A 20,767-nucleotide genomic window follows, 5' to 3' on the forward strand; every position below is an offset into this window, starting at 1 on the left:
GGAACTCCTCATCGTGGAAGGGCGCCCGTCAGGGCGTGGTTCCACCCTCGCCGCGGGACACCGGCCCCCGCGCCCTTACTTCCCATGGTGGAGTCCGTGGGACCCCGTGGGCCGCGCGTGGAAACCCGTGGGCACCCCGTAAGAACCCGTGGTCGAGTCCGTGGGGCCCCGCGGCCCGCGTCAGGCGCTCCGCATCGTGTCCTCGTCGTGGAGGTCATCGGCCGGGGCGTCCCCCAGGGCACCGGGCAGCGCGCGACGTGAGTTGATGCCGAGCTTCATGTACACCTTGCGCAGGTGCCACTCCACGGTGTGCGGGCTGATGAACAGCTCCGCGCCGATCTTCGCGTTCGTCATGCCGTCGGCGGCGAGCGCGGCGACCTGGGACTCCTGGGGAGTCAGGGCGCTGGTCGGCCTGTCCTCCCGCACGCGGACGTGCTCGCCGGTGGCGAGCAGTTCGCGGCGGGCCCGCTCGGCGAAGGCGTGCGCACGCATGCCGTCGAACATCTCGTGAGCCGTACGCAGTTGTTCCCGGGCCGACGAGCGGCGCTGGCTGCGGCGCAGCCACTCGCCGTATAGCAGGTGGGTGCGCGCCACTTCCACGGCCACATCCCCGCGCTCGAACTCCTCGATCGCGGTCCGGTACAGCCGGTCGGCCGCGTCGCCGTCGGCGAGGAGTGCCTGGCCGCGGGCGGCGGCGCCGCGGGCCCATCCGGAGTCGGCGGACCGGGTGAGCTCGATCAGCTGGGCCAGCGAGTCGCGGGCCTGGTCGAGTTCACCGCACCGGGTAGCGGCCTCGACGTGTTCCACCAGCGACAGACCGGTGAAGTTGAATCCGTCGTGCTCGATGCCCGCACGCGCGGCCTCCAGCGCCTCCTCGTAGCGCCCCAGGCCGTTGAAGAGCACCCCCTGGATGTAGCCCATGGCGCCCAACAGGGAGACCTCGCCGGTCTGTTCGGCCCGCTGTCTGGCTTCGTCGATGATGCCGGTGGCGACCTCCGCCTCGCCGCGCCACGCGGCCAGGACCAGGGTCGCGTACTTGTGCGGGGCGTGGCCCGTCGCAGCGGTGAGCGCGTCGGCCTCGTCGATCATCCGGTCGGCCTCGGGGAAGTCTCCGTAGTGGATGTGCACTCCGCCGGCGTAGATGAGGGCCGGGGGCAGCGCGCCGAGCGCTCCGACGTCGCGGGCCAGGCGAACCGCCCGGCCCGACAGCGCGTCCCATGCGTGCAGGTCCCAGGCGTAGTGAATGAACGCTTCCAGGGCGACCGGGACCAGCAGCAGCCAGCGCATGACCGCTTCCCGGGTCCCGAGTTCCTCGTGCACGAGCAGGTCCAGCGCGCCCTGCAAGGCCGGGACTCCGGTCTCGTACTCGTCCGCGAGAAGCGCGGCGACGCCGTCGAGGAGACGGTCGGCGGCCACCGAACCGGAGGGGGGCGCCCCCGAGTTGCGGGCAGCGATCGCCGCCGCGCGGGCGCCGGTCGGGCCGTGGACGCGGCCGGCGAAGATGGTCGCACTGATCGCTTCCAGGTAGGTCTCGCGCGCCAGCGGCGACCCGGCGGCAGTGAACTGCGCGGCGGCCGCCAGCAGCAGAGGTGCCGCCTCGTCGCTGCGGCTGCGGGCGAAGAGAATCCGGGCCCGCAGCCGCGCTAGCCGGGCACGGTCCAAAGTGCTCAGGGGACACAGTTCGGCCACCGTCGCGAGTTCGGTGGCCCGGTCGGGCGCCGCGGCCGAGAAGTGAGCCTCGGCAGCCGCGAGGGCCCGGCGGCCGCGCGCCCACGCGTCCGGTGTCACCTCGGCCGCGCGCTCCAGCAGCACCGCCTCGGCAGCGATGCCGCCGCGCTGCCGTGCGCGGTCGGCGGCCTGCTCAAGGCCGGCGGCGACGTCCTCGTTCGGCCCGTCGGTGGCCTGGGCGGCATGCCAGGCGCGCCGGTCGGGGTCAAGCACCGGGTCCGTGACATCGGCCAGCGCCCGGTGCACCGCCCGGCGTTCCTCGGGTGTGGCTCCCTGGTAGACGGCGGAACGGACCAGCGGATGCCGGAACCTGACGGACTCCCCGAACTCGATCAGTCCGGCCGCCTTGGCCGGTGCCGCGTAGGGAACGATCTCGAGCCGGGCGGCCGCGCGCACCAGCAGGCGCGCGTCACCGACCGGTTCGGCCGCGGCGATCAGCAGCAGGGTGCGCGTCGCCGCCGGGAGGGAACCGATCCGGCCGGCGAAGTCGCGTTCGACGCGGTTCGCGACCGGCCCGTAGGCGCCCGGCCGGGCCGACGAGTCGAGTCCGTAGGCCAGCTCGGCGGCGCTGCGGCCGCGGGAGAACTCAAGCAGCGCGAGGGGGTTGCCGTCCATCTCCGTCACGAACCGGTCCCGGACCCGCTTCTCCAGCCGGCCGCCGACGACGGATTCCAGGAGCTGTCCGGCCGCGGCGGTGTCCAGACCTTCCAGCCGAAGGGTCGGCAGCCCGTTGAGGGCGGCCCCGCCCTCGGGGTCCCGCACCGAGAACGCAATGGCGACGGCCTCGGCGAGCAGTCGGCGCGCCACGAACTCCAGCGTCTGCAGGGACACTTGGTCCAGCCACTGGACGTCGTCGACCAGGACGAGTACCGGCCGGGCCTCGGAGGCCCGGGTGAGCAGGGTCAGCACGGCGAGTCCGACGAGAAAACGGTCAGGGGGATCTCCGGCGGCCATGCCGAACGCCACGCGCAGGGCGTCGCGTTGAGGTTCCGGAAGTTCGTCCAGCTCGCCGAGGAACGGTGTGCACACCTGGTGCAGGCTGGCGTAGGGCAGCTCCATGTCCGCCTCGATGCCATGCGCCCAGGTCACCTTCACCCGCGACGCCTGCGCGGCCGCGTACTCCAGCAGCACCGACTTCCCCGTGCCGGCCTCGCCGCGGACCACCAGGATGCGAGGCCCGCCTTCGCTCAGCCCGGCCAGCAGGTCCTCGAGCGCCGCGCACTCGCGTTGCCGGCCGACCAGGTCGGGAAGCGGGCTGGCGATCATGCGACGCGGCTCCTCGGGACATCTGGGGACGAAAAGATCCCACAACATGGTCGGAACAAGCCTTGTAACGATATCCGGAGCGCCTCACACCCTGTGTGTCCGTTGCCTGTGACAGTCTCCACGTCCGGAAATCCTCGGGAGTTGTCACAAAAGAACCCGCTGTCCGGTCGACCAGTGCCGATGATCTCGCCCGTCGCCCGCCGCAGGAGGTCCCCCCGTGTCATCGCTCGGACACCAGCTCGCCACATCCGTGCTCGTTGTGGGAGCCGGTGGATCAGGCCTCCGCGCGGCCATCGAGGTCGCGGAGGCCGGTGTCGCGGTCATCGCCGTGGCCAAGCGCACGGCCGAGAGCACGCCCGCGGCCATGGGAACCTCGGGCTCCGCGTGGCCGCCGGCCGGCTCCAGTCCCGACGACGTGTGTCAGCGGCATGCTGCCGAAACGCTGCGGGAGGGCCGTCTGCTGGCCGATCCCCGCACCGCCCAGGTCGTCGCCCGCTACGCCGAGCGGGGCTTCCAGGACATGGGACGCTACGGCCCGCGCCGGTCCGGCCACCCGTACGACAGCGCCGCGTTCACGGGCACACATGCCGGGCCGGGGGTGCACCGGGCACTGCAGACCCGCGCGGCGGAGCTCGGCATCCCCGTCCTCACCGGCGTGTACGTCACCCAGCTGCTGGTCGACGACGGAACGGTCTTCGGTGCCTACGGGTTCGACCTCGTCGACGGCTCGCGCTACCTCGTGCACGCAGACTCCGTGGTCCTCGCGGCAGGAGGGCACACCCGCATCTGGCGGCGCACGTCGTCGCGCCGTGGCGAAAGCGGCGGCGACGCCTTCCGCCTCGCCGTCGAGGCGGGCGCCCGGTTGCGCGACCCCGAGCTGGTGCAGTTCCATCCCCTTGGTCTGGTCGGGCCGGAGCACGTGGCCGGCCTGCTCGTCGACGAGGCGGCACGCGGTGAGGGCGGAGTGCTGCTCAACAACCTCGGTGAACGGTTCATGGCGCGCTACGACACCGAGCGCATGGAGCGCTGCAGCCAGGACAGGGTCGCCGCGGCCGCCTACACCGAGATCAAGGAGGGTCGCGGCACCCAGGCCGGCGGGGTGTGGCTCGATCTGTCCCATCTCCCGCGCGAGACCGTCCTGACACGGCTCCCACTAGTGCACCAGACCTTGCTGGACGTGCAGACACTCGACATCACCCGTGATCCGGTCGAGGTCACGCCGACTGCCCAGTATTCCCTGGGCGGGGTCTGGGTGAGACCCGAGGACCACAGCACCGATGTCAACGGGCTCTACGTGATCGGGGAGGCGGCCGGCGGACTGCACGGCGCGAACCGGCCGGAGGAGAACTCGTTGATCGAACTCCTCGTCTACGGCCGGATCGCGGGCCGGGCCGCGGCGGAGTACTCGGCCCGGCTCACCGTGCAGCAACGCTCCCCCGCGGCGGTGCGCGCCGCGGAGAGTGACGTGTCCCGCCTGCTGGCTGCCAACGGCGACCAGAACATCCGCGCCCTGCTGCGCTCGGTGCGCCACCTGATGACGGAACACGCCGGCGTCGTGCGCGACGAGGCCGGGCTCGCCGCCGGACTCGCCGGGCTCGCCGAGATCGAGGCTCGCACGGCTCACGCCGGGATCCACATCGACATCGGCGGCTTCCAGGACCTCGCGTACGCCTACGACCTCAGGTCCACCCTGCTCGCCGCGCGCGCGACACTGGAGTGCGCACGGGAGCGCAGGGAGACACGGGGCAGTCACCACCGGTCCGACCACCCTGATGTCGACCCCGACCTGACGGCCACTCTGATGTGGTCCCCGGCGACCGGGGTACGGCGCGAGCCCGTCCCGCCCACCCCCACCCATATCGCCGAGTTGGTGCGGGACGTCTCGACCGACGCCGGGTCACCGGAGCGGAGACGGTGACCCCGGGAGAAGGCGTCCGGCTCAGTTCTTGCCGTGCCGCGGAGCGGTCGACGTCTCCGGCAGGTGACGCGACGCCCACGCGGCCAGTTCGCTGAGGATGGGCATGAGGGCCGTTCCGTCCGGGGTGAGGCGGTACCGGACCATGACCGGCGGTCCGGGCTCCACCTCGCGCACGGTGAGTCCCGCGCCGGACAGTTCGGAGAGGCGCTCCGAGAGGACGGAGTCGCTGATGCCGTCCACCGCACGCCGCAACTCGGCGTAGCCCAGGGGCCCGTGCTGCAAGGTGGCCAGGATGACGCCGTTCCATCGCTTGCCGAGAAAGCCGAAGGCCCGTGTCAGAGCCCCGTCGCACGCCGCCGGATGGTGCTGCCCGGTAGGGGCGTCGCCCGCACCGGGCGATCGGGGGTCCGCTGCTTCCTTCATGCACACAGGATAGTCAGGGTGCTACTCTCCCCGATGTCACTCTGTTTTCCGAAGTACCAGCGAATGACGAAGTAACTTCATGTTTGCGAGCAAGGAGAGTTCGACGTGACCACCTCGGTCCCCCTTTCCCGTGTCAGCGACGAAGCCAAAGCCGCGCTCTTCGCCGACGCGCGCACCACGTACTCCTTCGCCGACACGGCTGTCGCCGACGCGACGCTGACCGACATCTGGGAACTGGCCCGCTGGGCCCCGACCGCCGCGAACCTGCAGCCGCTGCGTGTCCTGTACGTCCGGACGCCTCAGGGCAAAGCACGCCTGCTGCCGCACCTCGACGAGGGGAACCGGCCCAAGTCGGCCTCCGCGCCCGCCGTCGCGATCCTGGCCGTGGACAACCGCTTCCACGAGCACATCCCGCACATCCTGCCGATCCGGCCCCAGATGAAGGAGTACTTCGCCGACGACCCCGCTCAGCGGGACAGCATCACGTCCTTCAACGGCCCTCTCCAGGCGGGCTACTTCATCCTCTCCGTCCGTGCCTGCGGCCTCGCTGCCGGACCGATGGCCGGCTTCGACGCCGCAGGGATCGACAAGGAGTTCTTCCCGGACAGCGACTGGCACTCCGTCCTCGTCGTGAACATCGGCCACCCGGCCGGTCCCCCGGAGTTCGACCGCATGCCGCGCCTCGCGCACGAGGACGCCGTCGCCTGGGCCTGAGACGACGGGCACCGGATCAGGACGGTTCGAACTGGACGACCACGCGGTAGCCGGCGGGTTCCGAGGTGATGTGGAGACCGGGATCGTCGAACATCCGCTGCAGCGAGGAGAGCCACTCGGGATCGGCGGTGGCGCGGTCGAGGGCGAGGCCCGAACTCCAGTCGGCGATGTGGACGAACCGCACGTCGGGCGCGTCGGCGAGCGGCCGGTGCAGACGGGAGCGGAGAAAACCGGGCTGGTGCGCCATGATCCCGGCGCTCTCCTGGTAGACCTCGATGAAACGCTCAGCTTCCTCCACCGGCACGCTGTAGCTCTTGATGACCGTGACCGGGCCGTCGACGCCGGTCTTCGCATCCAAGGACTGACTCATACGCTAACGACCGGGCACCGACCGGTTCTGTGACAGGTGAGCGGGGAGCGGGGACAGCAGTCGCACATTGGTGTGGCTCTCGGTTCCCGGTGTGGCGGTGTAGACGACGAGCCGCTGGGACTGGTCGGGGTCGACGAGTGTCTGGCAGTGCAGGTCCAGCGTCCCGAGCTGGGGGTGGAGAAAACGCTTGGGAGCGCAGGCGGGCCCCAGTACGGGACGCTTCCGCCAGATGTCGGCGAACTCGGAGCTCTCCTCGATGAGCGCGTCCACGAGTTCGGCGGCCCGCGAGTGCGCGCCGTCGCGGGTGCAGGCACCGTGGAGATCCGCCACCATCAGACGGCTCTGCTCCGCGTGCTCGCCCCCCGGGCGGATCAGGCGGGAGGCGGGGTCGGTGAACCAGCGGTAGTGGGCGCTGCGGGCCAGTCCGGTGTACGCCGTCACGTCGCCCAGCAGTGCCACGGCCGGACATGTCTGCTTCAGCGTTTCCCCGAGGTGGTTCATCACCAGGGCGGGAGTGTCCTCGAGCCGGTCCAGGATGCGCATCATTCCCGGATCGACGTGATCCTCCCTCCGCACCCGGCGCGGCACGCCATGCCCTCCGAGCCGGAAGAGGTGGTCCCGCTCCTCCAGGGACAGGCGCAGGCCGCGGGCCAGCGCGGCGAGCATCTGCTCGGAGGGGTGGGGGCCTCGTGGCTGCTCGAGGCGGCTGTAGTAGTCCACCGACATGTCGCACAGTGCCGCGACCTCCTCGCGGCGCAGTCCTCCGGTGCGCCTGCGGCGCCCACGGGGAAGGCCGACGTCCTCCGGCTGGAGCGCCTCGCGGCGGGCCCGGAGAAAGGCTGCCAGAGCTGCTCGGTCCGCCATCGCTGTCCTCTCTGCCGGGACGTGCGTCGTCCTCACCTTTCGGCTAGGTGAACGATGCGATCAGGACGATGCATTCCCGTGACACGGTGTGTTCCGCTGCCGCGGGCCGTGCTGTCCGCTCCGTGCGAAGCCGCCGGGCCGTCTCACCGGGTGATCGCCTTGGTCTCCAGGAATTCTTCGATCCCGGCACGGCCCATCTCCCGGCCGTTGCCGGACTGTTTGTACCCGCCGAAGGGCGCCTGGAAGTTGTGCTGCCCGCCGTTGACGTCGACCTGGCCGACGCGCAGGCGCCGGGCGATCGCCATGGCGTGCTCCTCCTCACCGGACACCGCGCCGTTGAGCCCGTAGATGGTGCCGTTGGCCATCTCGATGGCGTGGTCGTCGTCGGCGTAGGGGATGACCACGAGGACGGGGCCGAAGATCTCCTCCTGGGCGATGACCGACTCCGGGTCGACGTCCGCGAAGATCGTGGGTCTGACGTAGGCACCGCTCTCCAGGCCCTCCGGCCGGCCGGGGCCGCCGACCACGAGCGTGGCGCCGTCGGCGACGCCGCGGCGGATGTAGTCGTCGACGCGGCGGCGCTGGGTCTCCGAGGCGAGCGGGCCGATCCGCGTGCCCTCGTCGGTGGGATCACCGACGACGTACTCCTCGGCCGCCGCCCGCAACTTCTCCACCACCGTCTCCTGGAGCCCCGCGGGCACGAGCATCCGCACGTAGGCGCCGCAGGCCTGGCCGGCGTTGGCCCAGGCGAAGGCCAGGCCGCGGGTGACGGCAGCGTCGAGGTCGGCCTCGGGAAGGATGATGTGGGCGGCTTTGCCGCCCAGTTCGAGGGCGACCCGCTTGATGGTGCCGGAGGCCGCCACGGACACGGCCTGGCCGGCCCGAGTGGATCCGGTGAAGGAGATCATGTCGACCTTCGGGTGCCGTGCGAGTGCCTCGCCGACGACCGGGCCGGTGCCCTGCACCACGTTGAACACACCGTCGGGCAGGCCGGCTTCGGTGGCTATTTCGGCGAACATCCGCGCGCTGAGCGGGGAGAGCTCCGAGGGCTTGAGGACGACGGTGTTGCCCGCGAGCATCGCGGGGACGACCTTGGTCACGAGTTGCTGGAGCGGGAAATTCCACGGAGTGATCGCGCCTACGACACCAATGGGCTCGCGGACCACGAGCGAGTTCTCCACCACCGACGTCCACTCGAACTGCTCGGCCGCCGCGATCGCGGCCAGGATCGAGGCGACCGGGAAACCCACCTGCGCCTGCCGGGAGAAGCTGATCGGCGCGCCCATCTCCTGGGTGATGGTGGCCGCCAGTTCCTCACGGTGCTTCTCCAGACCCTCGGCCAGGCGCCGCATGACGGCCGCCCGCAGCTCCACGGACGCCGACGCCCACCCGTCAAACGCGGCGAGCGCGGCACCCACCGTCAGGTCTACGTCCTCGGCCGTGCCCTCGTGGAACGTGGCGACGACCGATTCGTCGGCGGGATTCACCACATCGATCAGCGGCCCCGAACCGCGGACGGCACGGCCGTCGATCCAGTGGGACGGAGCAGGGAAAGGAACCGTGTGTTCTTCGTTCATGCCGCCAGGGAACACCGGTCGCCGCACGGCATCCATGCCCTCTCAGACCCATGATCCGCGTCACTCCCCCGTCGCGGCAGCGCCTCACCGCGGCGGCATCGGCCGCCGGAGCTGTTGTTATGCTCCCCCTCGTGCAGAGGTCAGGGTGAGCAGCCGGGACGATCCGAGGCAGCTGCGGGGCCGCCGCCGTGAGCGCGAGGCGCTCGACGCTATGGCCGCTGAGGTGGAAGCAGGACACAGCGCCGTTCTGGTCCTGCGGGGCGATGCCGGAATCGGGAAGTCTGCTCTGCTGAATCATCTGGAATCCCGTGTCACGAGGCACCGCATCGCCCGTGGGGCGGGGGCCGAGTCGGAGATGGAGCTGCCGTTCGCGGGACTGCACCAGCTGTGCGCCCCGTTCCTCGATCGCCTCGACCGCCTTCCGCCTCCGCAACGAGAAGCCCTGGCCACCGCGTTCGGGATGAGTGACGGCCCGCCTCCCGACCGATTCCTCGTCGGCCTCGCCGTACTCGGACTGCTGACCGACGTTGCCGCCGAGCAGCCCCTGTTCTGCCTCGTGGACGACACGCAGTGGCTCGACCGGGTCTCCGCGCAGATCTTGGCATTCGTGGCACGGAGGATGCTCGCCGAACCCCTGGCCCTGGTGTTCGCCTCCCGTGAGCAGCGCAGACGCGACGAGCTGGCGGGTCTTCCCGAGCTGACGGTCGGTGGACTCGACGACACCGACGCCCGCAGCCTGCTGAGTGCCTCGGTCGGCGAACCGATGGACACCCAGATCCGCGACCGCATCCTTGCCGAAGCCCGTGGCAACCCGCTCGCCCTGCTGGAACTGCCGCACGACCGCCCTGACATGGGAACGACGGACGGACTCCACCGCAGCGGTCTTGGTCCCGTGTCGGGCCGCATCGAGCGCAGCTACCTCGGGCGGGTCCACGCGCTGCCGGCCGCGACACAACGCCTGCTCCTCATCGCCGCCGCCGAGCCGATCGGCGACGTGGCGCTGCTCCGGCGTGCCGCCGGGCACCTGGGCATCAGCCCGAGCACGATCGACCCGGCGGTGGCGGAAGGGCTGCTGGTCGTCGGCGCACTCGTGCGATTTCGGCATCCGCTGCTGCGCTCCGCCATCTATCGCTCGGCCGGCCTCGCGGAACTGCGGGAAGCCCACCGGGCGTTGGCGGAGGTGACCGACCCCGCCCTCGATCCCGACCGCCGCGCGTGGCACCTGGCGCGGGCGACGGTGCGGCCGGACGAAGCGATCGCCGGTGAGCTGGAGGCATCGGCCGGGCGGGCGGCGGCGCGCGGCGCCACCGCGGCGGCGGCCGCCTTCCTCGCCCACGCGGCCGTCCTGACGTCCCACCCCCGGCGCAAGGCGACACGTGCACTCGCCGCAGCCCAGGCGAAGATCCGCGCCGGTGCGCCCGCCGCCGCGCGCGAACTCCTGGCACTGGCCCGCAGCGGAGCCCTCGACGAACTCCACCGCGCCCGCGCGGACCTGGTCCAGGCCCAGATCGCCTTTGTCTCAGGACGCATGGATGAAGCGGTCCCCCTGCTTCTCGGCACCGCACGCCGCCTGCTGCCGCTCGACACCGACCTGGCCCATGAGACCTTCCTGGACGCTCTGTCGGCCGCCATGTTCGCCGGCCGCCTCGCCGCTGACGCGGACGCGCGCGAGGTGGCAGCGGCCGCGCGACGGACACCGTCGTCCTCCACCGGGCCGACGCGTACCGCGGACGTACTGCTGGACGCCCTGGCCACGCGGTTCACCGACGACTACCGCGCCGCGGTGCCTTCCGCGCACAGCGTGCTGCGCCTGTTCCGCCGGGAGGCCGACCCGGAGCAGATCCTGCGCTGGTCGTGGCTGGTCTCGGCACTTGCGGCCGAGATGTGGGACGACGAGAGCTGGACGGAGCTGGCGGCACGCCACGTACGGACCGCCCGCGCAGTCGGCGCGCTGGCCGAACTGCCGCTCGCCCTCAACTCACGTGTGGTCGTCCACACATGCGCCGGGGAACTGGCCGAGGCGGCCCTCCTCATCGCGGAGATCACCCGTGTCCAGGAAGCGGTCGGCGGCAGCTTCACACCGTTCGGCACGATGTCACTGGTCGCCTGGCAAGGACGGGCGGGCGAGGCCCTACCGCTGATCAAGGCGGGCCTGGAGAGCGCCGTGCAGCGCGGTGAGGGCATCGGTGTGGCCATAGCGCGAAGGGCGGAGGCCGTGCTCCTCAACGGTCTGGGCCGGTTCGAGGAGGCGTTCGAAGCGGCCCGCTCGGCGAGCGCGCATCCGCAGGACCTGGTCGCGGCCAACTGGGGCCTGATCGAGCTGGTGGAGGCCGGCGTGCGCAGCGGCCGCCACGACGCCGCCCGCGCCGCCCTGGACCGCCTCGTGCGGGCCACCGAGGCCGCCGGCACGGACTGGGCCCTGGGCGTCCAGGCACGCTCCCGGGCGCTGCTCGGCCAAGGCGCCGCAGCCGAGGAACGGTACCGCGAGGCGATCGAACGCCTCGGGCGTACCAAGGTGGCGATGGAACTGGCCCGGGCACACCTGCTGTACGGGGAGTGGCTGCGGCGAGAGAGCCGCCGCAGCGACGCCCGGGAGCAACTGCATGAGGCACACGCCCTGTTCACGCGGTTCGGAGCGGAAGCATTTGCCGACCGCGCCGTCCGCGAGTTGCGGGCCACCGGTGAGTCGGTGGCCCGGCGTGACAGTCGCGCCACGGCGACCCTCACCGCCCAGGAGGCCCAGATCGCGCAGCTGGCACGGGACGGGCTCACCAACTCCGAGATCGGCGCCCAGTTGTTCCTGAGCCCGCACACCGTGGAATGGCATCTGCGGAAGGTGTACGCCAAGCTCGGCATCGCCTCCCGGCGGTCCCTGCACACGGCGCTGTGACCGGCAGCTGCTGAGCAGGGCGGACGGGGCCGTCCGCACCGGCCAGGGTCCGGATGTCACACGTTTGCCGTCGGCACGGTCTGTGTGGCGGGGACACGTTTGGCCACGGTCCCGTATCCCGGCCGAGAGGAAGACCCATGATCACACGCCTCGTCTCCGTCGCCGAAGGCGAACGGCTCACTCGCTCCATCGCGATCGGCACCCACATGCTGACCGCCGACGAACCGGAGCCCGCGGGCGCCGATGCCGGCCCCACTCCGGGAGAGCTGCTGCTGGCCGCGCTCGGGTCGTGCACGTCCATGGCCGTGCGGGCCCTGGCCGAACGGCGCGGCTGGCGACTCGACCGTGTGGACGTGGCCGTGCGGTTCGGCGGGCAGGGGCGCATCGTCAAGAACGTGGGGCTGACCGGTGAGCTGGATCCGGCCCAGCGGGAGCAGTTGCTGGCGGCAGCCGGGCGCTGTCCCGTGCACCGCCTGCTGACGCGCGAGATGACGATCGTCACCGTGCCCGCATTGCTGGCCGAACCCGAGGGCGTCTCCCCCGCCCAACCGCTGTCGCCGTGAGCGGACCGTGGCCCGGTCAGGACTTGGTCGCCAGGGTGTCCAGCTCCACGGAGCCGATCTCCTTGCGGGAGGAGATCCCCAACTTCGCGAACACCTTGCGCAGATGCCATTCGACCGTGTGCGGGCTGAGGAACAGCCGCGCGGCGATCTCCGGATTCGTGAACCCGTCCCGGGCCAGCCGCGCGATCTCGGCCTCCTTCGCGGTGAACGTGACCGACGTCGCCGCGGCCCGTCGGCGCACCTTCACCCCGGCAGCCTGCAGTTCCCGTCGCGCGCGCTCCGCGAACGCCTCGGCCCCCGCTTCGCTGAGCATCTCGTAGGCCTCGCCCAACCGGGATCGCGCGTCCGCCCCTCGCCCTTCTAGGCGCAGCCACTCGCCGTAGCGGAGCCGTGCCCTGGCGCTGTCCATGCGAGTCTGGGCCAGGTCGAGCTGCTCGATCGCCTCCCGGTGCAGGGTTTCGGCGGCCGCTCCCTCTGCCACCAGAGCACGGACGGCGGCCGACGTGCCCAGCGCCCAGGGCACTCTGCTGACCTGGGCCATCTCCTCGATCGTGCGCACCGACTCGGCCACGCGCGCGGTCCGGCCCAGCCGGACCGCCGCCTCGACGAGTTCCACCCTGGACTGCAGGGACAGGCCGAGTTCCTGAGGGTTCTCGCAGCCACGCTCGGCGGCGGTGTAGGCCTCCTCGTAGCGGCCGAGGCCGTTGCAGAGGACCGCCTCCGCCCACTGGGTGGCGGTGATGACCTTGCCCTCGCTCTGGAGGAGACGGTCGTGCGTGACGGCCGCGATCGCCTGCCGGGTCGAGGCCTCCCTGCCCTTGAAGGGCTCTACGACGAGGGATCCGTAGTGGGCGAAGAAGCTGCTGCCCGTGGCCTCGCCGATCGCATCGGCTTCCACCGTGAGGGAGTCGGCGGCCCGAAGATCGCCCGCGAACACCCGGTTCGACAGACGCAGCAGGAGAGCGGAGGGCAGCACGGCGAGCGCTCCGTCCTGCCTGGCGAACTCGACCAGACGGGCGGAGAGTTCGGACCAGGCGGCGAAGTCCCACACACTGTGTGCCATGCGGCACACGAGCGGAAGCCAGCCCAGGGCGTCCTGCGGTGTGCGGCGTTCCGTCCGGAAGCCGTTCACGGCGTCGAGGACGAGCGGAGCACCTGCGGAGTACCCCTCGGTGACCATCCGCGAAATGCCGGTCAGCAGGAGATCCTCGCGGTTGGCCGGGTGGTCGCGGCCCGGCACGCTCAGCACGGCCTCGGCGACGTCGCGGACCCCGCCTGTGGCCAGCCGGCCCGCGGTCAGCGCCGCGTAGATGGCGTCCCGGTAGGTCTGGCGGGCCAGTCCGGAGTCGTACGGCTGGAGCTGCCGGGCCGCTTCGAGCAGCAGGGGCAGTCCCGCACTGGCGCTCTGGGCCGCGGACGTGATCTGTCCCCGCAGCAGGTTCGCCCGGCCGGTCCCCACCTCGCCGTGCGGGTTCACGTCCGCCACGCCGACCAGTTCCCGCGCGGTATCGTAGGCGCCCGCCTGGAACTTTGCCTGCGCGGCGGCCAGGGTCCTGGCTCCGCGCCGTTCGGCATCGGGGGTGAGCTCGCTGGCCCGGTGCAGGAAGGCCGCCGCGGCCGCGAGTCCCCCGCGGCGGCGGGCGCGGCCGGCGGAACCCTCGAGTTCCGCGGCCACCGCCTCGTCAGGCTCCGTGGCCGCGCTCGCCAGGTGCCACACCCGGCGTTCGGGGTCGAGGCTCGCGTCGATCGACTCGGCCAACGCCTGGTGCACGCGGCGCCGTTCCTCGAAGTCGACGGCCCGGTACGCCGCCGAGCGGACCAGGGGGTGACGGAAGCGGACCCAGGTGCCGAGCGTCAGGAGGCCTGATGCCTCGGCATGGGTGACGGCGATGTCCACCGGGATGTCCAGGCGTTCGGCGGCCTGCCGCAGCAAGGAGACGTCGCCGACCGGCTCGAGGGCGGCGATGAGCAGCAAGCGTTGTGCCTCGGCGGGGAGTGCCTGGATACGGCGGAGATAGCCCGCCTCTATCTGGCCGGCCAGGGGCCGGGCCGTGGGGCCGTCGAAGCCTCCTGCCATCTCCATGGCGGTCAGGCCGCGCGGCAGTTCGAGCAGGGCCAGCGGGTTTCCACGCGTCTCGGCGACGATCCGGTCCCGTACCCGTGGGTCGAGCGGTCCGGTGACGACCGAGTCGAGGAGTTGTCGGGAATCCCGTTCGTTCAGCCCGTGGACGAAGAGTTCGGGCAGGTCGGACAGGATCTCGCGGGAGCCGGACTCGCGGACGGCCAGGACCAGCAGCACCGATTCGGCGAGCAGCCGGCGCGCGACGAACTCCAGTGTCTGGGACGACACACGGTCCAGCCACTGTGCGTCGTCGACCAGGCACAGCATGGGCTCGTCGCCGGCGGCCCCAGCCAGCAGGCTCAGCGTGGCCAGCCCGACCAGGAACCGGTCGGGCGCGTCTCCGGCCTGCATCCCGAACGCCGTGCGCAGGGCGGTGCGTTGTGGGCCGGGGAGATCATCGAGATGGGACAGCAGCGGGGCGCAGAGTTGGTGCAGTCCAGCATAGGACAGTTCCATTTCGGACTGCACGCCGGCCGCCCGTACGACACGGAATCCACCGGCCCGGTCGATGAGGTGGTTGAGCAGTTCAGTCTTCCCGATCCCCGCCTCGCCGCGCACCACCACGATGCCGCTGCGACCGTCCCTGGCCTGCGCGAGCAAGTCGTCGAGGACCCGGCACTCGTCTCGTCTCCCGATGAGCCCGGTCCGAGCCCCACCCCTCACCATGGCCGCCTCCTGCGGCCACGATACCCCGGCGTTCACAGTGCCTGGGGCTGGCTCGAAATCGATGCTCTTCCCGCGGCTCGGGTCAGAGGCGCGAACTCACGAGGAGCACCGTGCCCACGAAGGTCAGCAGGGTCAGGACGGCCACCGCGATGAGCATCCGGCGCATACACCGCAGGAAACGCCAATGGCGGGCCGAGTCGGCCTCGGCGACGCTGTCGGCGATGTGCTGCGTCACCACCCCGGCGACGTACTTCTGCTCGTCGAGGTACCACTCTTCGATGTCCCTCTTCTGCTGGTGGGTGAGCCCCACCGACTGCGCGATGAAGGCGGCCACGCGCTGACGGGCGGCACTGAGGTGAGCCTCCCAGTACAGGTAGGCCTCTATGTCGGCCAGCCCGCGAGCGGCCTGCTCTTCCGTGCTCATTGATGCGCTCCCGAAGTCGGCGGCCCGGCGCCCGGAGCGAAGCCGGGCCGCGAGGACGGCGCGATGACTCCGACCGCGCCTCGGTATCACGGTGGCTCAACCGGTGGCCTGTACCGCCCCGTCGACCACGCGAGCGACGTCACCGGGACGGGAGACGACGACCGCGTGGGAGGCGTCGACGGTCACGACCGTAGCCTTCGCGCGTTCGGCCATGAAGATCTGTACCTGGGCCGGGATGTTGCGGTCCTCGGTCGCCACGAGGACCCAGGACGGAATGTCCCTCCAGGCGGGGGCGGAGGCTCCCTCGGCCAGCGCGGCGTCGGCCACTGGCCGCTGGGTGGCGGCCATGACCGCCGCGGTCGTCTCGGGGACGTCGGCGGCGAACTGCTGGTGGAACCTGCTCTCCTCGATGTAGAGATCCGCCACCCGGCTGCCGTCGGGGAGGGCGATCGGCACGGCGCGGAGCGTCTCCCCAAGGGTGCTGCCCGGGAACTTCCCGGACAGGGCGACCGCGCTCTCCCCTTCGTCCGGCAGAAAGGCCGCGACGAAGACGAGCGCCTTGACCCGGTCGAGTCCGCGTGCGGCGTTGCTGATCACCGAACCGCCGTAGGAGTGCCCGACGAGGACCACGGGGCCCGCTATGGACTCCACGAGCTGTCGGACGTAGTCGCTGTCCTTGCTCAGCCCGCGCAGCGGATTGCTCGCGGATACCACGGAATGGCCGTGGGACTGGAGCCTTTCGACTACGCCGTTCCAACTCGAGGAGTCCGCGAACGCTCCGTGGACGAGGACGACGGTCGGCTTCTGTGCACTCATGAAAGGGGCCTTTCATTCAGCCGGTGGCATGCGGCCTGCGCCCTGCGCGTGCCATCGGATGGAGGGCTGTACTGGTTCGAGGGACGTGCGGTCTTTCGGCGAGCGCGGAAAACAGGGATCGTTTTCCGCGCCGTTGCCGCGCACGGAATCAATTGGTGCCGAGGGCTTCGCGCAGCACGTGGACGGCCTGCTCGATCGCCGCGGTGGAGGCCTGGGTTCCGCGGACCGGGTTCAGCATCATGAAGTCGTGCAGCGAGGCGTTGTAGCGGACGCTCGTGGTCGGCACACCGGCCTGGATCAGCTTGCGCGCGTAGGCCTCGCCCTCGTCGCGCAGCACGTCGTTCTCGTCGACGGCGACGAACGCCGGCGGCAGTCCCCGGAGCTCCTCCAGGGTCGCGCGCAGCGGAGAGGCGGTGACCTGGTCCCGCTCGGTCGGGTCGGTGGTGTAGGCGTTCCAGAACCACTCCATGGCCTTCGCCGTCAGGTGCGGCCCGTGGGCGAAGGTGCGGTAGCTCTCGGTGTCCTGCCCCGCGTCGGTGACCGGGTAGTACAGCGACTGGTGCAGGAACCTCACGTCGCCTCGCTGTTTGGCCAGGTGGGTGAGGGCGGCGCTCATGTTGCCGCCGACGGAGTCCCCGGCGACGACCAGGCGGGAGCCGTCCAACCCCTCGTCGCCGCCCCGGGCGGTGATCCAGCGGGCTGTGGCGTACGCCTGCTCGATGGCGACCGGGTACTTCGCCTCCGGGGAGCGGTCGTACTCGACGAAGGCCAGGGCGGCCTTCGCGCCCACGGCGAGTTCGCGCACCAGGCGGTCGTGGGTGCCGGAGTTCCCGAGGATCCAGCCCCCGCCGTGGACGTAAAGGATCACGGGCAGGACGCCCGTGCTGCCGACGGGCTTGATGATGCGCACACGCACATCGCCGACCTCCGCGGGGACGGTGATCCACTTCTCGTCCACGTCCGGCTTCTCGACCGGTCCGGACTGGACGTCGTCCAGCAACTTGCGCGCACCTTCGACGCCGAGTTCGTACAGCAGCGGCGGCTTGGCAGTGGCGTCGGCGAATTCCTGCGCGGCGGGTTCGAGAACGATGTCACTCATGGCACGGTCCTTACGGGCGGTGAGTTCGGGAGGTCTTTCCCTCCCATGAGACCGGGCCGGGAGCCATTGTGTGACGCGCCGGGGAAAGGGATGCGAAATGCACCCCCGGCGGATCACCGGTCGGCTGAAGTCCGGTCCGCATCCGCGGGCTTCGGCAGCAGAAAGCCGTCGATGTACAGGTCGACGTGCTCGTTGTAGAACGCGGTCAGGCCCGCGATGCGGTGGACGTGGGCCGTCGGGAAGTCGTAGGTCCAGGCGATGTCCTCGTGGGAAGCGGCGTCACCGTCGAAGGACCAGTAGCTGCTCGTCGTCCCCTTGTACGGACAGCGTGTGACCGTGTCCGAGTGGCGCAACCGGGCCCAGTCGATGGTCGCGGGGTCGAGGTAGTAGCGGGTCGGCAGGCCGGTCTCGAAGAGCTTGACGCAGTTGTCGGCCTCCGCGAGCACGACTCCGTCCAGCTCGACCCGGACCCTGCTGTTCGAACGCAGGGCGTCGACACGGGAGTAGGGGCTGCGGGGGTGCACGAAGACCGGCTCGTCCTCTTCGAGCCAGGTGTCCAGTGCTTCCCACTCGAAACGCACGGTGTCACGCAGAGCGCCCGGAGCGCCCTCGCCCCAGACCCACACCGCCCCTTCGCGGACCTCCGGTCCGACCTCAAGAGTGTGACGGTGCGCCAGGCCGGCACCGAGCTGCTCCATGTGTCCGTCGTCGCGGAGCTCCCCGTCGACCAAGTCCTCGACGGGGATGCTGAATTGCGGGTATGCCTGCCATTCCCACACGTACAGGGCACGGCGGGTGTCGAAGACGACCCGGCCGGCGACCATCCCCCGGATGCGGCGCGGGACGGGTTCGACGTGCCCGATCGGAACGATGAGGCTCGGATGCAGAACACTTTCGGTTGCCATGGTGATCACCTTGTATTCGCTGACGGTGTGCCGTGATGCTATCGGGCTGTGTACGGCCGCCCGGACGTGGTGCCTGGTACCAGCATCTTCACACGGTGTCACACCGCTATCCCGGTGAACCGGGACCCGCGGTGTCACAGATCCGGCAGGTTCCCGGTCAGTGGACCGTAATTGTTCCGCACCTGAGGAGATCCCCCGTGGAAGCTCGCATCAACTACTTCGGCAACGCGCTCGCCGGCAAGGTCATGAAGCACCTGAACTCGGCCGGAGCGGCGGTGCACTCGACCCTGCCGGTCGCCACTCAGGAGCTGGTGAAGATCCGTGCCAGTCAGATCAACGGCTGCGGCTTCTGCACCGACATGCACACCAAGGACGCCACCGCCGCCGGCGAGGAGCAGCAGCGGCTGAACCTGGTGGCAGTGTGGCGCGAGGCGTCGGTCTTCACCGAGGCCGAGCGCGCGGCCCTGGAACTGACCGAGCAGGGCACGCGCATCGCGGACGGCTCGGTCGGGGTGTCGGACGACGCCTGGGCGAACGCCGCGAAGCAATACGACGAGGACCAGCTCGCGGCGCTGATCTCGTTGATCGCCGTCATCAATGCCTACAACCGCATCAACGTCATCAACCGGCAGCCGGCCGGCGGCTACAAGCCCGGCATGTTCGGCTGAGCCGACCGCTCCGGCCCGGGCGGGCCGGTATCCGTCACCCGGCCACCCCGGCCATCGGCCGGGCGACGGACCCCGGCCCGCCCGGTGTCCGCCCGGTATCCGCTCGCCCCACTGCACCGACTGCCGCCGTCGCCCGGGTGATCCCCGCCCCGCCGGCCCGTGGTCACCGGACGACGCCAGGACACGACATGAAGCACTCTCCCGCCACGGACGGCGCCGCCCCTGTTCCCGTTCCCTTGCTCCGGATCGCCAGTGCCCGCGGCCGGTGGACCCTGCTGGCCACGGTGCTGGGATCGAGTGTGGTCCTGCTCGGCTCCACCGTCACCAACGTCGCGCTGCCGCGCATCGGCCGGGACTTCGGCGCCGATCTCGCCGTGCTCCAGTGGACGGTGAACGCTTACATGCTGGCCCTGGCGGGCCTGATCCTGCTGGGCGGTTCCCTGGGCGACCGACTCGGGCGGCGGCGGGTCTTTGTCGTGGGCGTCGTGTGGTTCGCGGTCGCCTCGCTGCTGTGCGCTCTCGCGCCGAACGCCGGCACGTTGATCGCCGCCCGGGCGCTGCAGGGCGTCGGCGGCGCGCTGCTCACCCCCGGCTCGCTCGCGATCATCGAGGCCTCCTTCCACCCGGACGACCGGCCGCGCGCGATCGGCCTGTGGTCCGGCTTCGGCGGGATCGCGGCGGCCCTCGGACCGTTCCTCGGCGGGTGGCTGGTCGACGGCCCCGGCTGGCGGTGGACGTTTGTGCTGAGCATCGTCCCGGCGCTGCTGTGCGTGCCCGTCGCGCTGAACCACGTCCCGGAATCCGTGGGCGGGCTCCGCGAGGACACGGGGGTGGCCACCGGCGCTGCCGGCCGGGGGCGTTGGGCTTTCGACGTACCCGGCGCCGTCCTGGGCGCCCTGGCCCTCGCCCTGACCACCTACGCGCTGACCGCGGCACGCCACGGTGGGCCGGTGGCCGTCGCCGCGGCAGTCGGCGGCGTCGTCTGCGGCGCCGCCTTCCTCCACGTGGAGCGGCGCAGCGCCGACCCCATGATGCCGCCGGCGATCTTCTCCTCCCGGCAGTTCACCGCTATAAACCTGATCACCCTGTGCGTCTACGCGAGCACCGGCGGGTTCTACTTCCTGGCCGCGCTGCAGCTGCAGATCGTCGTCGGGTACTCGGCCCTGGCGGCCGGCGCGGCCATGCTGCCCACCACCGTGCTGATGCTGCTGTTCTCCTCCGGCTCGGGGGTGCTCGCCCAGCGGCTGGGGCCCCGGCTCCCGCTCACTCTCGGACCGCTGGTGTGCGGCGCGGGCATGCTGATGATGCTGCGGGTCGGGCCGGGCGCGTCCTACCCGGCCGACGTCCTGCCCGCGCTGGTGGTGATGGGAACCGGCATGGTCGTCCTGGTCGCTCCGCTGACCGTGACCCTGCTGTCCTCGGTGGGCGCATCGAACGCCGGGCTGGCCAGCGGCATCAACAACGCCGCGGCGCGGGCGGCCGGGCTGATGGCCGTGGCGGCGCTGCCGCTCCTGGTCGGGATGGGGCCGGACGCCTACCGGTCGGGCGCCGCCTTCGACGCGTCGTTCCGCAGGGCCATGCCTCTGTGTGCGGGGCTGCTGGCCGTCGGCGCGGCGCTGGCCTTCGCCCTGTTGCGGCAGACCACTGCGGCCCCACACCGGCCGCAACGTTGGGCCCACGGCGGGCTGTTGGAGCCGCCGCTGGTCTCCCGCTTCACTCATCACCGATCCGCGAAATGACCCCCGGCCGGGCTT

The 20,767-nt window shown here is 71.2% G+C and carries 16 protein-coding genes; 6 read left to right on the forward strand and 10 right to left on the reverse strand.

What is annotated here, in order from left to right:
* Positions 1-180: 180 nt before the first annotated feature.
* Positions 181-2,994 (reverse strand): helix-turn-helix transcriptional regulator, encoded by a 2,814-nt coding sequence (locus OG718_RS03535; protein ID WP_328843192.1) that lies wholly within the window; start codon positions 2,992-2,994, stop codon positions 181-183.
* 217 nt (positions 2,995-3,211) lie between these two features.
* Here OG718_RS03535 and OG718_RS03540 point away from each other — a divergent pair, with 217 nt between their 5' ends.
* Complete coding sequence (locus OG718_RS03540) at positions 3,212-4,912, forward strand: FAD-binding protein (protein ID WP_328843193.1); 1,701 nt, start codon at positions 3,212-3,214, stop codon at positions 4,910-4,912.
* A gap of 21 nt (positions 4,913-4,933) precedes the next feature.
* Here the strand turns inward: OG718_RS03540 and OG718_RS03545 are convergent, their stop codons facing one another.
* A complete protein-coding gene (locus tag OG718_RS03545; protein ID WP_328843194.1) occupies positions 4,934-5,335 on the reverse strand; it encodes a winged helix-turn-helix transcriptional regulator in 402 nt (133 codons plus the stop codon).
* A gap of 105 nt (positions 5,336-5,440) precedes the next feature.
* Here OG718_RS03545 and OG718_RS03550 point away from each other — a divergent pair, with 105 nt between their 5' ends.
* Positions 5,441-6,049: a malonic semialdehyde reductase gene (locus tag OG718_RS03550; RefSeq protein ID WP_033324180.1), complete on the forward strand. Its 609-nt coding sequence runs from the start codon at positions 5,441-5,443 to the stop codon at positions 6,047-6,049.
* Between the two features lie 16 nt (positions 6,050-6,065).
* Here the strand turns inward: OG718_RS03550 and OG718_RS03555 are convergent, their stop codons facing one another.
* From OG718_RS03555 to OG718_RS03565, 3 genes are all read right to left on the reverse strand, one after another.
* The gene (locus OG718_RS03555; RefSeq protein ID WP_328843195.1) at positions 6,066-6,419 is read right to left on the reverse strand and encodes an antibiotic biosynthesis monooxygenase family protein; all 354 of its coding nucleotides are present in this window, start codon (positions 6,417-6,419) and stop codon (positions 6,066-6,068) included.
* Positions 6,420-6,422: 3 nt separating this feature from the next.
* On the reverse strand, positions 6,423-7,283 hold the full coding sequence (locus tag OG718_RS03560; protein ID WP_328843196.1) for a helix-turn-helix transcriptional regulator: 861 nt from the start codon (positions 7,281-7,283) through the stop codon (positions 6,423-6,425).
* Positions 7,284-7,426: 143 nt separating this feature from the next.
* Positions 7,427-8,860, reverse strand: a complete 1,434-nt coding sequence (locus OG718_RS03565) for an aldehyde dehydrogenase family protein (RefSeq protein WP_328843197.1) — start codon at positions 8,858-8,860, stop codon at positions 7,427-7,429.
* Positions 8,861-9,071: 211 nt separating this feature from the next.
* Between OG718_RS03565 and OG718_RS03570 the strand changes: the two genes are divergently transcribed.
* Positions 9,072-11,750 (forward strand): helix-turn-helix transcriptional regulator, encoded by a 2,679-nt coding sequence (locus OG718_RS03570; protein ID WP_328847675.1) that lies wholly within the window; start codon positions 9,072-9,074, stop codon positions 11,748-11,750.
* A 137-nt stretch (positions 11,751-11,887) separates the two neighbouring features.
* Complete coding sequence (locus OG718_RS03575; RefSeq protein ID WP_328843198.1) at positions 11,888-12,313, forward strand: OsmC family protein; 426 nt, start codon at positions 11,888-11,890, stop codon at positions 12,311-12,313.
* A gap of 16 nt (positions 12,314-12,329) precedes the next feature.
* On the opposite strand, the gene OG718_RS03580 is transcribed toward OG718_RS03575, so the two are convergent.
* The 5 genes from OG718_RS03580 to OG718_RS03600 all read right to left on the reverse strand — a co-directional run bounded on the left by OG718_RS03580 (position 12,330) and on the right by OG718_RS03600 (position 18,345).
* On the reverse strand, positions 12,330-15,101 hold the full coding sequence (locus OG718_RS03580) for a helix-turn-helix transcriptional regulator (protein WP_328843199.1): 2,772 nt from the start codon (positions 15,099-15,101) through the stop codon (positions 12,330-12,332).
* 82 nt (positions 15,102-15,183) lie between these two features.
* On the reverse strand, positions 15,184-15,525 hold the full coding sequence (locus tag OG718_RS03585; RefSeq protein WP_328843200.1) for a hypothetical protein: 342 nt from the start codon (positions 15,523-15,525) through the stop codon (positions 15,184-15,186).
* A gap of 96 nt (positions 15,526-15,621) precedes the next feature.
* Positions 15,622-16,341 carry an alpha/beta fold hydrolase gene (locus tag OG718_RS03590; protein WP_328843201.1) on the reverse strand — a complete coding sequence of 240 codons (720 nt, stop codon included), beginning with the start codon at positions 16,339-16,341 and terminating at the stop codon, positions 15,622-15,624.
* A gap of 148 nt (positions 16,342-16,489) precedes the next feature.
* Positions 16,490-17,440: an alpha/beta hydrolase gene (locus OG718_RS03595; protein WP_328843202.1), complete on the reverse strand. Its 951-nt coding sequence runs from the start codon at positions 17,438-17,440 to the stop codon at positions 16,490-16,492.
* Positions 17,441-17,553: 113 nt separating this feature from the next.
* Positions 17,554-18,345: a DUF427 domain-containing protein gene (locus OG718_RS03600; RefSeq protein WP_328843203.1), complete on the reverse strand. Its 792-nt coding sequence runs from the start codon at positions 18,343-18,345 to the stop codon at positions 17,554-17,556.
* A 197-nt stretch (positions 18,346-18,542) separates the two neighbouring features.
* Between OG718_RS03600 and OG718_RS03605 the strand changes: the two genes are divergently transcribed.
* Positions 18,543-19,013 (forward strand): carboxymuconolactone decarboxylase family protein, encoded by a 471-nt coding sequence (locus OG718_RS03605; RefSeq protein WP_328843204.1) that lies wholly within the window; start codon positions 18,543-18,545, stop codon positions 19,011-19,013.
* Positions 19,014-19,201: 188 nt separating this feature from the next.
* Positions 19,202-20,752 carry an MFS transporter gene (locus tag OG718_RS03610; RefSeq protein ID WP_328843205.1) on the forward strand — a complete coding sequence of 517 codons (1,551 nt, stop codon included), beginning with the start codon at positions 19,202-19,204 and terminating at the stop codon, positions 20,750-20,752.
* Positions 20,753-20,767: the final 15 nt, after the last annotated feature.

The sequence above is a fragment of the Streptomyces sp. NBC_00258 genome (genome assembly GCF_036182465.1).
Classification (GTDB): Bacteria; Actinomycetota; Actinomycetes; order Streptomycetales; family Streptomycetaceae; genus Streptomyces.

Coding starts and splice junctions, on each gene's coding strand:
- OG718_RS03545 (WP_328843194.1), bottom strand. CDS start 5,335: ATGAAGGAAGCAGCGGACCCCCGATCGCCCGGTGCGGGCGACGCCCCT.
- OG718_RS03570 (WP_328847675.1), top strand. CDS start 9,072: ATGGCCGCTGAGGTGGAAGCAGGACACAGCGCCGTTCTGGTCCTGCGG.
- OG718_RS03560 (WP_328843196.1), bottom strand. CDS start 7,283: ATGGCGGACCGAGCAGCTCTGGCAGCCTTTCTCCGGGCCCGCCGCGAG.
- OG718_RS03600 (WP_328843203.1), bottom strand. CDS start 18,345: ATGGCAACCGAAAGTGTTCTGCATCCGAGCCTCATCGTTCCGATCGGG.
- OG718_RS03565 (WP_328843197.1), bottom strand. CDS start 8,860: ATGAACGAAGAACACACGGTTCCTTTCCCTGCTCCGTCCCACTGGATC.
- OG718_RS03595 (WP_328843202.1), bottom strand. CDS start 17,440: ATGAGTGACATCGTTCTCGAACCCGCCGCGCAGGAATTCGCCGACGCC.
- OG718_RS03575 (WP_328843198.1), top strand. CDS start 11,888: ATGATCACACGCCTCGTCTCCGTCGCCGAAGGCGAACGGCTCACTCGC.
- OG718_RS03585 (WP_328843200.1), bottom strand. CDS start 15,525: ATGAGCACGGAAGAGCAGGCCGCTCGCGGGCTGGCCGACATAGAGGCC.
- OG718_RS03555 (WP_328843195.1), bottom strand. CDS start 6,419: ATGAGTCAGTCCTTGGATGCGAAGACCGGCGTCGACGGCCCGGTCACG.
- OG718_RS03535 (WP_328843192.1), bottom strand. CDS start 2,994: ATGATCGCCAGCCCGCTTCCCGACCTGGTCGGCCGGCAACGCGAGTGC.
- OG718_RS03590 (WP_328843201.1), bottom strand. CDS start 16,341: ATGAGTGCACAGAAGCCGACCGTCGTCCTCGTCCACGGAGCGTTCGCG.
- OG718_RS03580 (WP_328843199.1), bottom strand. CDS start 15,101: ATGGTGAGGGGTGGGGCTCGGACCGGGCTCATCGGGAGACGAGACGAG.
- OG718_RS03610 (WP_328843205.1), top strand. CDS start 19,202: ATGAAGCACTCTCCCGCCACGGACGGCGCCGCCCCTGTTCCCGTTCCC.